The sequence below is a fragment of the Ruegeria sp. E1 genome (genome assembly GCF_056534225.1).
The window spans coordinates 1-13,159 of sequence record NZ_JBQFPE010000016.1 but is presented as its reverse complement, the minus strand read 5'-3'; the positions used below and the strand labels follow the sequence as shown (position 1 = coordinate 13,159).

17 protein-coding genes are annotated in these 13,159 nt (G+C 58.1%); 10 read left to right on the top strand and 7 right to left on the bottom strand.

Annotated features, from left to right (window positions below):
- The 5 genes from ACR0FG_RS17915 to ACR0FG_RS17895 all read left to right on the top strand — a co-directional run bounded on the left by ACR0FG_RS17915 (position 1) and on the right by ACR0FG_RS17895 (position 2,956).
- Entirely contained in the window at positions 1-471 is a 471-nt protein-coding gene (locus ACR0FG_RS17915; protein ID WP_480894437.1) for an HPr kinase/phosphorylase, read from the top strand.
- Positions 468-1,349, top strand: a complete 882-nt coding sequence (gene rapZ / locus ACR0FG_RS17910) for an RNase adapter RapZ (RefSeq protein WP_480894435.1) — start codon at positions 468-470, stop codon at positions 1,347-1,349. The genes ACR0FG_RS17915 and rapZ overlap by 4 nt, the downstream gene beginning before the upstream one ends.
- Positions 1,346-1,738: a PTS sugar transporter subunit IIA domain-containing protein gene (locus tag ACR0FG_RS17905; RefSeq protein WP_170715736.1), complete on the top strand. Its 393-nt coding sequence runs from the start codon at positions 1,346-1,348 to the stop codon at positions 1,736-1,738. The genes rapZ and ACR0FG_RS17905 overlap by 4 nt, the downstream gene beginning before the upstream one ends.
- A 17-nt stretch (positions 1,739-1,755) precedes the next feature.
- On the top strand, positions 1,756-2,025 hold the full coding sequence (locus ACR0FG_RS17900; protein ID WP_170715738.1) for an HPr family phosphocarrier protein: 270 nt from the start codon (positions 1,756-1,758) through the stop codon (positions 2,023-2,025).
- Positions 2,026-2,104: 79 nt separating this feature from the next.
- Entirely contained in the window at positions 2,105-2,956 is an 852-nt protein-coding gene (locus tag ACR0FG_RS17895) for a lysophospholipid acyltransferase family protein (protein ID WP_480894432.1), read from the top strand.
- A gap of 92 nt (positions 2,957-3,048) precedes the next feature.
- Here the strand turns inward: ACR0FG_RS17895 and ACR0FG_RS17890 are convergent, their stop codons facing one another.
- On the bottom strand, positions 3,049-3,924 hold the full coding sequence (locus ACR0FG_RS17890) for a 3-hydroxybutyryl-CoA dehydrogenase (protein ID WP_480894430.1): 876 nt from the start codon (positions 3,922-3,924) through the stop codon (positions 3,049-3,051).
- Positions 3,925-4,086: 162 nt separating this feature from the next.
- Between ACR0FG_RS17890 and ACR0FG_RS17885 the strand changes: the two genes are divergently transcribed.
- Complete coding sequence (locus tag ACR0FG_RS17885; RefSeq protein WP_480894429.1) at positions 4,087-4,890, top strand: DUF6473 family protein; 804 nt, start codon at positions 4,087-4,089, stop codon at positions 4,888-4,890.
- Between the two features lie 60 nt (positions 4,891-4,950).
- Here the strand turns inward: ACR0FG_RS17885 and ACR0FG_RS17880 are convergent, their stop codons facing one another.
- Together ACR0FG_RS17880 and ACR0FG_RS17875 are read right to left on the bottom strand one after the other, a co-directional pair.
- Positions 4,951-5,880, bottom strand: a complete 930-nt coding sequence (locus ACR0FG_RS17880; protein WP_170715744.1) for an FAD-binding protein — start codon at positions 5,878-5,880, stop codon at positions 4,951-4,953.
- Complete coding sequence (locus ACR0FG_RS17875) at positions 5,880-6,638, bottom strand: electron transfer flavoprotein subunit beta/FixA family protein (protein ID WP_480518609.1); 759 nt, start codon at positions 6,636-6,638, stop codon at positions 5,880-5,882. Before ACR0FG_RS17875 ends, ACR0FG_RS17880 begins: the two co-directional genes overlap by 1 nt.
- A 206-nt stretch (positions 6,639-6,844) precedes the next feature.
- Between ACR0FG_RS17875 and ACR0FG_RS17870 the strand changes: the two genes are divergently transcribed.
- Positions 6,845-7,210, top strand: coding sequence for a VOC family protein (locus ACR0FG_RS17870; protein WP_480894426.1), 366 nt, complete (start codon positions 6,845-6,847; stop codon positions 7,208-7,210).
- A 90-nt stretch (positions 7,211-7,300) separates the two neighbouring features.
- On the opposite strand, the gene ACR0FG_RS17865 is transcribed toward ACR0FG_RS17870, so the two are convergent.
- From ACR0FG_RS17865 to ACR0FG_RS17850, 4 genes are all read right to left on the bottom strand, one after another.
- Positions 7,301-7,873: a cob(I)yrinic acid a,c-diamide adenosyltransferase gene (locus ACR0FG_RS17865; RefSeq protein WP_170715750.1), complete on the bottom strand. Its 573-nt coding sequence runs from the start codon at positions 7,871-7,873 to the stop codon at positions 7,301-7,303.
- 2 nt (positions 7,874-7,875) lie between these two features.
- Complete coding sequence (locus ACR0FG_RS17860) at positions 7,876-8,076, bottom strand: twin transmembrane helix small protein (RefSeq protein WP_170715766.1); 201 nt, start codon at positions 8,074-8,076, stop codon at positions 7,876-7,878.
- A 76-nt stretch (positions 8,077-8,152) separates the two neighbouring features.
- Positions 8,153-8,980, bottom strand: a complete 828-nt coding sequence (locus ACR0FG_RS17855) for an SDR family NAD(P)-dependent oxidoreductase (RefSeq protein ID WP_480894424.1) — start codon at positions 8,978-8,980, stop codon at positions 8,153-8,155.
- A 70-nt stretch (positions 8,981-9,050) separates the two neighbouring features.
- Positions 9,051-9,671 (bottom strand): SH3 domain-containing protein, encoded by a 621-nt coding sequence (locus tag ACR0FG_RS17850; RefSeq protein ID WP_480894422.1) that lies wholly within the window; start codon positions 9,669-9,671, stop codon positions 9,051-9,053.
- A 203-nt stretch (positions 9,672-9,874) separates the two neighbouring features.
- Here ACR0FG_RS17850 and parC point away from each other — a divergent pair, with 203 nt between their 5' ends.
- The 3 genes from parC to ACR0FG_RS17835 form a co-directional block, all read left to right on the top strand.
- Positions 9,875-12,223 (top strand): DNA topoisomerase IV subunit A, encoded by a 2,349-nt coding sequence (gene parC / locus ACR0FG_RS17845; RefSeq protein ID WP_480894420.1) that lies wholly within the window; start codon positions 9,875-9,877, stop codon positions 12,221-12,223.
- Positions 12,224-12,321: 98 nt separating this feature from the next.
- On the top strand, positions 12,322-12,915 hold the full coding sequence (locus tag ACR0FG_RS17840; protein WP_170715756.1) for a hypothetical protein: 594 nt from the start codon (positions 12,322-12,324) through the stop codon (positions 12,913-12,915).
- A gap of 114 nt (positions 12,916-13,029) precedes the next feature.
- On the top strand, positions 13,030-13,159 hold a 130-nt coding region (locus ACR0FG_RS17835), incomplete at its 3' end, for a GTP-binding protein (RefSeq protein ID WP_480893869.1).

Below are 13,159 nucleotides of genomic sequence, written 5' to 3'. Positions count from 1 at the left end.
ATGGAAACGACCACTCTGGCACAGGCAGAAGGCCAGAACACGGCCTGGATTCACGCAACCTGTGTCGCCGTGGAAGATCGCGGCATTTTGATCCTTGGGCCTTCGGGGGTCGGCAAATCCGCCTTAGCCCTGCAATTGATGGCTTTGGGCGCACAACTGGTATCCGATGACCGCGTCGCTCTGGACATGAAAGATGATCAGGTTCTCGCAGATACGGTTCCACCGATCTACGGTCTGATCGAGGCACGGGGCGTCGGATTGCTGCGTGCGGCACCAGCAGGCGCCACTGCGGTGCACTTTGTCGTGGACCTGGAACAAAAAGAAACGGCCCGTCTTCCGGAACACCATTTTATTCGCGTGCTGAGACGAACTGTTCCCTTGCTAAGAGGCGCAGGCGTGCCCAATTTGGCGGCAGCTTTGATCCAGATAGCGAAAATGGGGCGCGTAGACCCGGAATGGCCCAGCAAATGACATCGCAACAGCGTATCGTTCTGGTGACCGGACCGTCGGGCGCTGGACGGTCCACCGCAATTCATGTCCTCGAAGATCTGGGGTTCGAAGCCATCGACAACCTGCCTATGGGGCTGCTGACGCGACTGTTGGATGGGCAAGAGCCCAACAAGCCGATGGCCTTGGGCATCGATGCCCGCAATCGTGATTTCTCGACGATAGGATTCCTTGAACTGGCTGCAAAACTGGGTCGGATGGAGCAGGTCGATCTAACTGTTCTGTATCTTGATTGCACCAACGACGTTCTGCTGCGTCGTTTCTCTGAAACCCGCCGCCGGCATCCGGTGGCTACCGACGCCAGCCCCGAGACCGGTATCTTGCAGGAAAAGGAAGAGCTGCAACCGATCCGCGAATTTGCAGATACTCTGATCGACACCAGCACCCTGAACGTACACCAGCTGCGCGAAGAGGTTGAGCGTTGGTTCGCCCCGCCCGAGGGGCGGCACCTGGCTGTTTCCGTGGAATCCTTTTCTTACAAACGTGGTCTTCCCCGCGGGCTGGATATGGTGTTCGATTGCCGCTTTCTTGCCAATCCCTACTGGCGACCCGAGCTGCGCGATGCCGATGGTCGAAACCCGGACGTTGCGTCCTATGTTCAGTCCGACATGAACTATGCCGCTTTCTTTGACCGGGTCGTAGACCTGCTGATCGAGCTTTTGCCCGCCTTCAGCGCCGAAGGCAAAGCGCATCTGTCGGTGGCCTTTGGCTGCACCGGTGGTCAGCATCGATCGGTCGCCGTGGCGGAAGCGGTTGCAAAGGCCCTTGCAGAAGGGGGGCAGCAGGTGGCAATTAGGCACCGCGAGATGGAACGACGCGCGTTGAATGTGAGGCCGGATTGATCGGGATCGTAATCGTTGCACATGGGGGACTGGCGCAGGAATACCTGGCGGCCACGCAGCATGTGGTTGGCAAACAGCCCGGACTGGTCGCTGTCCCGATCGAGGCCGACCACAATCGCGAGGAAAAACAGTCTGAGATTTGCCGCGCCGCCGATAGCGTCGATGTCGGAGACGGCGTCGTTGTCGTCACTGACCTGTTTGGCGGTAGCCCGTCTAACCTGAGCTTGCGCGCCTGCGCGCCGCAGGACCGGCGAATCCTTTACGGTGCCAATCTTCCGCTGCTGATCAAACTGGCCAAAAGCCGCCACCTTCCCGTGCCCGAGGCGGTGCGCCTCGCGCTTGAGGCCGGGCGAAAATATATCAATGCGCAAAACGTGACGTTGGACTGAGACTGGAATATTTGAATATGGTCAATAGAAGCTTGAAAATAATAAACGAAAAGGGCCTGCACGCCCGCGCTTCGGCCAAGCTGGTCGAAGTTGTCGAAGGCTTTGATGCACGCGCCGAGGTCTCGCGCGAGGGGCTTTCTGCATCAGGCGACAGTATTATGGGCCTTTTGATGTTGGCAGCGTCGCGCGGAACCACTATTGACGTCGAGACGTCCGGCCCGGATGCTGAGGCGTTGGCAGAAGCTTTGGAAACCCTCGTAAACGACAAATTCGGCGAGGGCTATTAACCAGACGCTGTCGCGACACGAAGGACGGGAAAACCAGCAATTGGCGGAAACCACCCACGATAGCAAGACAAGCCCTGTTATGGGCGACAGCCAAGATCAGGGCGAGATCTATGACCGCAGAACCCTGACTTACGCGAACTCGTTCGACGATGTCTGGACCGCGACCGCAATCCGCGCCATCGAATGGATGACCGGCAAGCTGACCATCCTGCGCATGGTGAACAAGTTCGAAAAACAGAACGAACATTACCGGGGTCAGAAATTTTGGGGCGGTGCGCTCAAGACGATGGGTATCGATCTGACGACACCGGCTGAACAGATCGCCCGAATCCCCAAAACCGGTCCCGTGGTCGTTGTCGCAAACCATCCTCACGGCATGGTCGATGGCATGATCTTTGCTGAACTCATTGGTCGCGTCCGCAGCGACTATCGCATTTTGACCCGCTCGGTCCTGACCGGTCTGGACGAGGCCGCAACCTCGTTCATGATCCCGGTGCCGTTTCCGCACGACCCCGAAGCGCAGGCCAAGATGCTGGAAATGCGCAGCAAGTCGATGAAGCATCTGGCAGATGGCGGCGTCGTGGCCCTGTTCCCATCGGGCGTGGTGATGTCCTCGGACGACTGGTTCGGCCCGGCGATCGAGCGGGAGTGGAACGTATTCACCGCCAAAATGATCCGTCGCTCGGGCGCGCAGGTTGTGCCGATTTTCTTCCCCGGCAGCAACTCGCGCTGGTACCAGATCGCCAATCGGCTGTCTCCGATCCTGCGTCAGGGCCTGCTGCTGCACGAGATCGTCCGGTCCTGCAACAAACCGCAGTCTCCGGTCATCGGAGATCCGATATCGGACGAAGATATGGCACTGCTGGAACGCGACCCGCGCGGGTTCATGGCCTGGCTTCGCGAGCACACCCTCGCGCTCGGCAAGCGCTGATCCGCCCCTTCATCTGTCCATAAATATCCCGGGGGTGAGCCCGGATTCAATCCGGGCGAGGGGGCTGGCCCCCTCCTGCGCAACGCGCTTAATCAGCGAGTCGGCACTGGAACGTCACCGCGGTAATCATAAAATCCGCGCTGGGTTTTTCGGCCCAGCCAGCCGGCTTCGACATATTTCGTCAGCAAGGGGCAGGGGCGGTACTTGGTATCGGCCAAACCGTCATGCAGTACGTTCATGATCGCCAGACAGGTATCCAGCCCAATGAAATCCGCCAGTTCCAGCGGCCCCATCGGGTGGTTTGCGCCCAGTTTCATCGACTGATCGATGGACTGCACGTTGCCGATGCCTTCATAAAGCGTATAGACTGCCTCGTTGATCATCGGCATCAGAATCCGGTTCACGATAAAGGCGGGAAAATCCTCGGCGCTGGCGGCGGTCTTTCCCAGCCGATCCACAACGGTTTTGCAGGATTTGAAGGTTTCTTCATCTGTTGCGATGCCACGAATCAACTCAACAAGTTGCATCACCGGAACCGGGTTCATGAAGTGAAACCCCATGAACCGCTCAGGTCGGTCCGTCCGGCTGGCAAGCCGCGTGATCGAAATGGACGACGTGTTCGACGTCAGGATCGTATGCGGCTGCAAATGCGGCTGCAGGTCTTCGAATATGGCCTGCTTTACCGTTTCCCGTTCTGTCGCGGCTTCGATCACCAGATCGGTCTGGCCCAAATCCGGCAGGCGCAAGGTTGTGGTGATCCGGGACAAAGCGGCCCCTACCGCATCCTCTGCGATTATCCCGCGGGCGGCCTGACGGGACAGATTTGCCTCGATCATCGCCATGGCACCATCCAGCGCGTCCTGACTGACATCGGTCAGCAGAACATCATATTCCGCCACGGCCATGACATGGGCAATCCCATTGCCCATCTGTCCTGCCCCGATAACTCCGACAGATTTCACATCCATGCTCTGGTGCCTTCGTTGATTTATGCGGCGACATTATCGGCAGTTCCGGGCCGTCGGCAAGGGGATCAGACGGCTCAAATTCGCTTCAAATGCGCGCATTATCTATTTCGTAAGACCTGAGGCATCAAGATGGCAACTGGGTGATATATGTGAGTGTGAGTGATGAGCTATCAAACGATGGCAGCGCGCAGCGTTGCCGACCCTTTGTGCCGCTATGGCCGATCGAAACGGTGGTTTCGTGGTCCGAAACAAGCGTTGGACACGCCATATGTAGCGTGTATCGGCGGTGAAGAAACCTTTGGTCGATTCGTCGAAACACCATTTGCCGCAGGGCTTGAGCGTTACCTGAATCGCCGATGCCTGAACCTTGGCAGCCTGTTTTGCGGGATCGAAGCACTGCAAAGGGATCAGGGCCTTATGCAGTTGGCGAACGCGGCGGATATCTGCGTGCTGCAACTGCCCGGTGTTGCAGGGCAAAACAACCGGTTTTATCGCGTCCACCCGCAGCGCAATGATCGGTTTGTCGGGCCGACACAAGACCTGACCGACCTGTTTCCCGAAGTAGATTTCACCGATATTCACTTCGTGCGGCACCTGTTGGGATGTCTGCAAAGAACCTCTGACACGCGGTTTGCCATTGTCGCAGATGACCTGCGTCAGGGCTGGTTCCAGAAACTTGAGGATCTGCTGCGGGCCATCACTTCGCCTGTGATCCTGCTCTGGCTGGATCGGCAAGAGGATGCTGGTTTTGAGCCTGTGCCCATCACGCCCGCCATGTTCGAGGCGTTGACGCCCAGTTGCGCCAAATCGATCCGGCTGAGTGTTCGGGCTTCGGGCGTATCGGATGATCTTGAGGATGTGTTGTTCGGAACCCTGCAGCAGCCGATGGCCGAGCATGTGATCGGCCCGGCAACGCATCGTCGAATCGCAGAATCGCTGTCTTGGGCAATTCAGGGCATTGAATGAAAAAGGCCCGCCTGCGGCGGGCCTTGTCGAGATTTTTCGTTGAAAAATCTTGTCGCGGGATCAGCCGAGTTTCTCGGTCAGTTCCGGCACCGCGTCGAACAGGTCGGCAACCAGACCGAAATCGGCAACCTGGAAGATCGGTGCTTCTTCGTCCTTGTTGATCGCCACGATGACCTTCGAGTCCTTCATACCGGCCAGGTGCTGGATCGCGCCCGAGATACCAACGGCGACGTACAGGTCCGGGGCAACAACCTTACCGGTCTGACCCACCTGCCAGTCGTTCGGCGCATAGCCCGAATCGACGGCCGCACGCGACGCGCCTACTGCAGCACCCAGCTTGTCAGCCAGGGTTTCGATCAGTTTGAAGTCCTCTTCCGAGCCGACACCACGGCCGCCCGAAACAACAACGCCAGCCGAGGTCAGTTCCGGACGGTCGCTCTCGGCCACCTTGTCCTCGACCCATGACGACAGACCGGGGTTGTCGCCGACCGAAATGGTTTCGACTGGGGCCGAACCACCTTCGCCCGCTGCGTCAAAGCTGGCGGTCCGCAGGGTGACGACCTTTTTAGCGTCGTTGGATTTTACGGTCTGGATCGCGTTGCCCGCATAGATCGGACGCTCGAAGGTCGAACCGTCAACCACGCCGGACGCATCCGAGATGACCATGACGTCCAGCAGTGCTGCCACGCGCGGCATCACGTTTTTGGCGTCGGTGGTGGCAGGGGCAACGATGTGCTCGTAACCATCCGCCAGACCAACGATGAGCGCTGCGGTCGATTCCGCCAGACGATGACCGAGCGATTCATCTTCGGCCACCAGAACCTTGGACACACCGTCGATCTTTGCGGCCGCTTCACCAGCGGCAGCGGCAGACCCGCCAGCGGCCAGAACGGTGATGTCACCCAGGGCCTTCGCGGCGTTGACAGCCTTGGCGGTGGCGTCCATCGCCAGTTCGCCGTTGTTGACTTCGGCAAGCAGAAGTACAGCCATTACACAGCCCCCGCTTCTTTGAGTTTCCCGACCAGCTCATCAACCGAGCCTACGATGATACCGGCAGCGCGTGCCGGCGGCTCATCGGTCTTGACGATTTCCAGACGCGGAGTGACGTCGACGCCGTAGTCTGCGGCGGTTTTCTCATCCAGCGGCTTTTTCTTCGCCTTCATGATGTTGGGCAGCGAGGCATAGCGCGGCTCGTTCAGGCGCAGGTCAACTGTCACGATGGTTGGCATCTTGACGCTGATGGTTTGCAGGCCGCCATCCACTTCGCGAGTGATCTTGGCGCTGTCGCCTTCGATGTCCAGTTCGGACGCGAAGGTGCCTTGCGACCAGCCCAACAGGGCCGAGAGCATCTGGCCGGTGGCGTTCATGTCGTTGTCGATCGCCTGCTTGCCTGCCAGAACGATGCCGGGCTGTTCTTCTTCGACCACTTTGGCCAGGATCTTGGCAACGGCCAGCGGTTCGATATCGGTATGCACGTCGTCGGCGGCTACAACCAGGATGGCGCGGTCAGCACCCATGGCAAGCGCGGTCCGCAGGGTTTCCTGCGCCTGCTTCACACCAATCGAAACGGCAACGACTTCGTCAGCCTTGCCCGCTTCTTTCAGACGGATCGCTTCTTCCACTGCGATCTCGTCGAACGGGTTCATCGACATTTTGACATTGGCGAGATCGACACCGCTACCATCCGCTTTGACGCGAACCTTCACATTGTAGTCAATCACGCGTTTGACAGGCACGAGTACCTTCATTTTAGCGCTTTCTCCTCAAAAAACGGTAAGTCGCGGCGCGACTCCACCAATGCTTTCGCGGGATTAAATAGCGGCTTGTGACGCCCTGTGACAGGGCAAAATCGTCACGTCAGGTCAATGGAACGTCGCGTTTTACCCATTTGCGGCAGATTGCGGAAAGGAATGTTAGGCTGGTTGACAGGGATTCTCGAAAAACGGGTATTGCGATGGAAAAGGTTTTGGGATTTGGCGGCTTCTTCTTTCGGGCCGCAGATAAGGGCGCATTGGCCGATTGGTATCACCAGCATCTGGGGATTGATCCTGTGCCCGGCGACTATGAAACGCTTTGTTGGCGACAAGAGGCGGGCGAGACGGTTTTTGCGCCGTTCGACAAAGTGACCGACTATTTCGGGAACGCCGAAAAGCAGTTCATGCTGAATTTCAGAGTGCGCGATCTTGAGGCGATGATTGCCCAGCTTGAGGCTGCCGGGATCGAGGTAAGGCGAGATCCGGATTCGCCTTATCCTAACGGCAGTTTTGCCTGGCTCAACGACCCCGAGGGGAACCCCATCGAGTTGTGGCAACCGGCCTGAGATACGCCGCTTTCAACGTTTGTGCCGCGTTTTGGCCCCGGTGCTCCGCCCTTCCGGTCGCCGCGACGCCCACTGGACGTCACGCCGCTTTCAGCGGTTCGCGCCCGGAACCCACAAGACGTCGTCGCGGCCATTATCATTGGCGCAGCGAGCGGCCACAAAAAACCAGTCGCTGAGACGGTTAAGGTATTTTACCGCGACCTCGTTCACCGGCTCCATATTGGTCAGTTCCACGGCCAAACGCTCGGTCCGGCGCGAGACGGTACGGCAGACATGCAGATGCGCCGCCAGTCGCGAGCCACCGGGCAGGATGAAACTGCGCAGTGGCTCCAGTGTTTCATTCATCGCATCGATCTCGGCCTCAAGCCTGTCGATCTGAGCGGGAACGATGCGCAGCGGGGTGTATTCAGCTTCGGCATCCTTATCCATATCAGGGCGGCAGAAATCAGCCCCCAGATCAAACAGGTCGTTTTGGATGCGCGACAGGGCTGCCTCGACCTCGCCTTCTGCCTCGGTGCGCGCGACGCCAACAAACGAATTCAACTCGTCCACGGTGCCATAGGCGGCCACACGGCCTGCGTATTTCGCGACCCGTTCGCCATTTCCCAGCGCCGTTTTGCCGTCATCGCCCGTGCGTGTGTAAATCTTGTTGAGAACGACCATGTTCAGCCTCCTTGCCCACGAAGCCAGACGTAGATCACGATCAGCACAACGGCAATGAACTGAAACAGAATCCGCAGCCGCATCATCTTGTTGCTTTTCATTGCGGCTTGGGTGCCGCTTTTGCCGAAATTACCGATGCCAATCGCCAGAACGACAACAACTGCCGCCATGGCCAAAAGCAAGACGACCATCAACAGGTCCATGACTGCACCGTCCGTGTTTGTTTCGTTGGCTCTCATCTAGCCTTGTAGGCGCAAAAAGCGAACGGGTAATTTCGCCTCAGATATCCGAAAGAATGCGATCGATCGCGCGCGTCGGCAGAATCCGGCGCAGATACCCGGCGATATAGGTGGGCGTTGTCACGTAATACCGCGCCCGCGGGCGTTTGGATTCAACTGCATGGGCCAGTTTCTCGGTAACGGCTGAGGCAGGAAGCTCGAACGTGTCTGTTCCGGACGATTCGTAGAGCCGTTTCAGCAGCGAGGTCTCATATTTTTCACGCAGTGCCGAATTTTTCCAGTCGATGAAGCGTTCGAACATCGGGATTGAGTTCACTCGGATCTTTGAGGTGATGGGGCCGGGTTCAATGAGGATGACTTTGATATCCGTTCCGCGCAATTCAAGCCGCATTGTGTCGGTCAGCCCCTCGATGGCGTATTTCGTCGCCACATAGGCCCCGCGCCACGGAAAGGCGACCAGACCAAGCACCGAGGAATTCTGGACAATCCGCCCGTGACCTTGCTCTCGCATAACGGGAATGACTTGTCGCGTCAGTTCGTGCCAGCCAAAGACGTTGGCCTCGAAAATCAGGCGCAATCCTTCGGTTGGAACATCTTCGATCGCACCGGGCAGGCCGTGGGCACCATTGTTGAACAGGGCATCCAGTGTCCCGCCGGTCGCCTCGAGAACCTGCGTCAAACCAGAAGTGATCGTGCTTGCGTCAGTATAGTCGATCAGCGGGCTTTCGAATCCTTGGGCCCGCAACCTGTCGCAATCGCGCTGTTTGCGGCATGAGGCAAAAACACGCCAGCCGCGCGCACGCATACCGTGTGCTGCGTCCAAGCCGATGCCAGACGAGCAGCCGGTGATAAGAATGGATTTTTGCATTGCGCTTCCGTACCTGTGCCTGCCCCATTAGCTACGGTCAGCTTTGCGGCAGGGCAATGTCACCGAAGCGTCAATTCGCGAATTTGCGGACCAATGAGGCTGAAACCCATCCGATCTGTTGCGCGGGCAACACGCGAAGCCGCAGCCAGCCGGTGCCCGATTCGCCCAAAACCTCGACCTGTTGGCCGATGGTGGCCTTGCCGATGACAGGGTAGATGGTGCCGGGACCGTCGCGCATATTTACGCGCGTACCTGAGATTTCCCGGATATCTTTTTCAGGCTCGGGGATGACCGGCTCTGGCGTCGCGTCTGTCTGGGTGGCAATAGAAATCTGTTGCAGCCCTGCTGCGCCGTCTTCTAGAGACGCGAGCGTTAGGCTGGCACCTTGATCGGAAAATGTCGAAAAGCCGGACAAAACCGGTGTTGCCGGCTCGGCCACAAGGGCTGCGACATCTTCCTGTATAACCACCGGTTCAGGTGTGGCCCTTACTGAAACCGCGCGGGTCGCGACGTTGGTCACAAGCTCTTGCGCGCGGTCCTCAGATTTTGGCTTTGAAACAGGCTCGGACACGGATGCAACACGGGCTGGCTGTTGCACGCGCTCACCGCGCGGCTCAAAGTCCGGTCCGCCACTTACGACATAAAATGTCCATCCAAGTGCAGCGAAAGTAATAACAATAAGGCGCGTCATGGCGCATCCCCCAAGGTCAATCGTAACAACAAAATCAAGCAGCGGTTCAATTGCAGAAATTTTAGCATATTTCGTTTGCCGAGTCGAAAACATGGGGGAAAACCGGTACTTGCCTCCCCCTGTTGCAAAAAGCGCGACTTGTCCTCAGCAATTTTCGGGCTGTTTGCTTTACCCGGACGCCATGGCGTTGTACCACATCATCTATGAACGATACGATCGACGACCCCAACATGGAGGCTCCCGAAGGTGGGGGCGAGGTGGCCGAACCGCTGCGCCGCGCGATTGGTGAGCGCTATCTGACCTATGCGCTGTCCACCATCATGCACCGCGCTTTGCCGGATGCGCGCGACGGGTTGAAGCCGGTCCACCGGCGAATCCTCTATGCAATGCGCGAGCTGCGACTCAGTGCAACCGGCGGGTTTCGCAAGTCCGCGAAAATCTCCGGCGACGTGATGGGCAACTATCACCCGCACGGTGATGCTGCGATTTACGACGCGATGGCGCGTCTGGCGCAGGACTTTAACGTCCGCTACCCGCTGGTCGACGGGCAGGGGAATTTCGGCAATATCGACGGTGATAACCCGGCGGCCTCGCGTTACACCGAGGCGCGGATGACCATCGTGGCCGAGGCGCTGCTTGAGGGTCTGAACGAGGACGCCGTTGATTTCCGCGACAATTATGATGGCACGCTGACCGAACCGGTCGTGCTGCCCGCGCAGTTCCCGAACCTTCTGGCCAACGGGGCCAGTGGTATCGCGGTGGGGATGGCGACGAACATTCCGCCGCACAACATTGCGGAGCTATGTGATGCCTGTCTGCATCTGATCAAAACGCCGGATGCGCGCGACGATACGTTGTTGAACTACGTGCCCGGCCCGGATTTCCCGACCGGCGGCGTGATCGTGGAGCCGCCGGAGAACATCTCACAAGCCTATCGCACCGGGCGCGGCTCGTTCCGCCTGCGCTGCAAGTACGAGGTCGAAGATCTGGGCCGCGGCCAGTGGCAGATCATCGTCACAGAGATTCCCTATCAGGTCCAGAAATCCAAGCTGATCGAAAAGATCGCCGAGCTGATCCAGACCAAGAAGATACCGATCCTCGCCGATGTCCGCGATGAATCCGCCGATGACATTCGCCTGATCCTCGAGCCACGTTCCAAGAATGTGGACCCCGAAGTGCTGATGGGCATGCTCTATCGCAACTCGGACCTAGAGGTGCGGTTCAGCCTGAACATGAACGTGCTGATCGACGGTGTGACACCCAAGGTCTGTTCGATGAAGGAAGTGCTGCGCGCCTTTCTCGATCACCGGCAAGAGGTGCTGCTGCGCCGTTCGCGCCACCGGATGGCCAAGATCGACCATCGTTTGGAGGTTTTGGAGGGCTTTATCGTCGCCTTCCTCAACCTCGACCGGGTGATCGACATCATCCGCTATGACGACGACCCCAAAGCCGCGCTGATGCGTGAGGATTGGGGAATCGACCACGTTCGGGCAACGGACGAATCCGACTATGTCTCGCCCAAACCGGGCGAGGGCGAGCTGTCCGAGGTGCAGGTCGACGCGATTCTCAACATGCGTCTGCGGTCCTTGCGTCGTCTGGAAGAGATGGAACTGGTCCGTGAACGCGATGAGTTGATGCTGGAACGCGCTAACCTCGAAGATTTGCTGGCCGATCCCGCCCTGCAATGGGCCAAAATCGCTGAACAACTCAAAGAGACTAAAAAGACCTTCGGCAAAGACTACGAAGGCGGCGCGCGGCGCACGCAGTTTGCCGAGGCCGGTCAAGTCGAGGACGTGCCGCTTGAGGCGATGATCGACAAGGAGCCAATCACTGTCGTTTGCTCTCAGATGGGCTGGATACGCGCTATGACAGGCCATATCGACCTAAAGCGAGAGTTGAAGTTCAAGGACGGTGACGGCCCGCGTTTTATCTTCCACGCGGAAACGACCGACCGGTTGCTGGTATTTGCCTCAAACGGGCGTTTCTATACGGTCAGCGCCGCCAACCTGCCCGGGGGGCGCGGTATGGGTGAGCCGCTGCGCCTGATGGTCGATCTACCGAACGAAGCACAGATTATCGACATCCTGATTCACAAGCCGGGGCGCAAGCTGTTGGTAGCCTCGGATGCGGGCAATGGATTTATGGTGCCCGAGGATGAGGTGCTGGCCCAGACCCGCAACGGCAAACAGGTGCTGAACGTCAAAGGCGACGAGACTGCGATGATCTGCAAGCCAGTGGAAGGCGATCACGTGGCCGTGGTTTCCCAGAACGGCAAGTTCCTGGTCTTCCCCGCTGACGAGCTACCCGAGATGACCCGTGGCAAGGGCGTGCGCCTGCAGAAATACAACATGGCGCGGGGTCGTCAGGGGACGCTGGAACTGGATGGTGGTCTGTCCGACATCACCACCTTCAACTGGGAAGAGGGCCTGAAATGGTCCATGGGCGGAGAAAAAACCCGGCACGAGGCGGATATGTCCCAATGGCTGTCAAAACGTGCAAGTGTCGGAAAGAAGCCACCTTATGGCTTCCCGCGCGACTATAAATTCTCGTGATTGCGTGCGCGGATCGGTGAAATAACGCCGATACGGCTTGGCACAGGCTGTATCGGTGCGCTACATCCAAGAAAAACAGGCCTATCGAGACGAGAGACATGTTGCGCATTCTGACCCTGATCACCGGACTGGCCCTGATGGGCGCGTGTACGCAAACGCAAGTTTATGAAGAACCTGAGTCGCTGGGCGAATTCAAGCTGCGGGTAAACTACGCCTTTGCAGAAAAAGCCAAACAAGGACCGGTTTCCCGGGATGCGACGCCCAAGGAATGGGAAGACGCAATTCAGAATGCGGTCGATATTCGTCTGGGCCGTTACGAGGGTGCGCAGGAATACGACATCGGTATCAGCCTCGAAGGGTACATGCTGGCCCCTCCGGGCATTCCGGTGATCTATAACCCGAAAAGTACCGCGATCGTTCTGGTTAACGTCTATGACGTGGGCAAAAAGGAATTTGTCGCCAAGAAGAAACAGTTTCAGGTTCTCGAGGACACAACGGGTGAAAGCGCCTTGGCCGGATCGGGCCATTCGCGCACCAGAGAAGAGCAGATGAACGGCCTTGCGTTGAAAGTAGCCGACCGAGTCGAAGAGTGGTTGGCCGAAGAACACAAGGACAATGGCTGGTTTGACCGCCGCCCGGACCTGATCCAGCCGCTTGAATCCGGTGTCGTGACGCAAAATCCGGCGTCGTAACTACCTTTTACCGCAGGATGTGCTTGATTTTCCCGCCTGAACCAAATATCTCGCGCGCGCAGATGTAACCACGGGACCAAGGGTCCCCCAAATTGCAAAAAGGGCGCCTGAGGAATGGCAAAGGAAAAGTTTGAGCGTAATAAGCCGCACGTTAACATTGGTACAGTTGGCCACGTTGACCACGGCAAGACCACGCTGACCGCAGCGATCACCAAGTATTTTGGTGACTTCAAAGCGTATGACC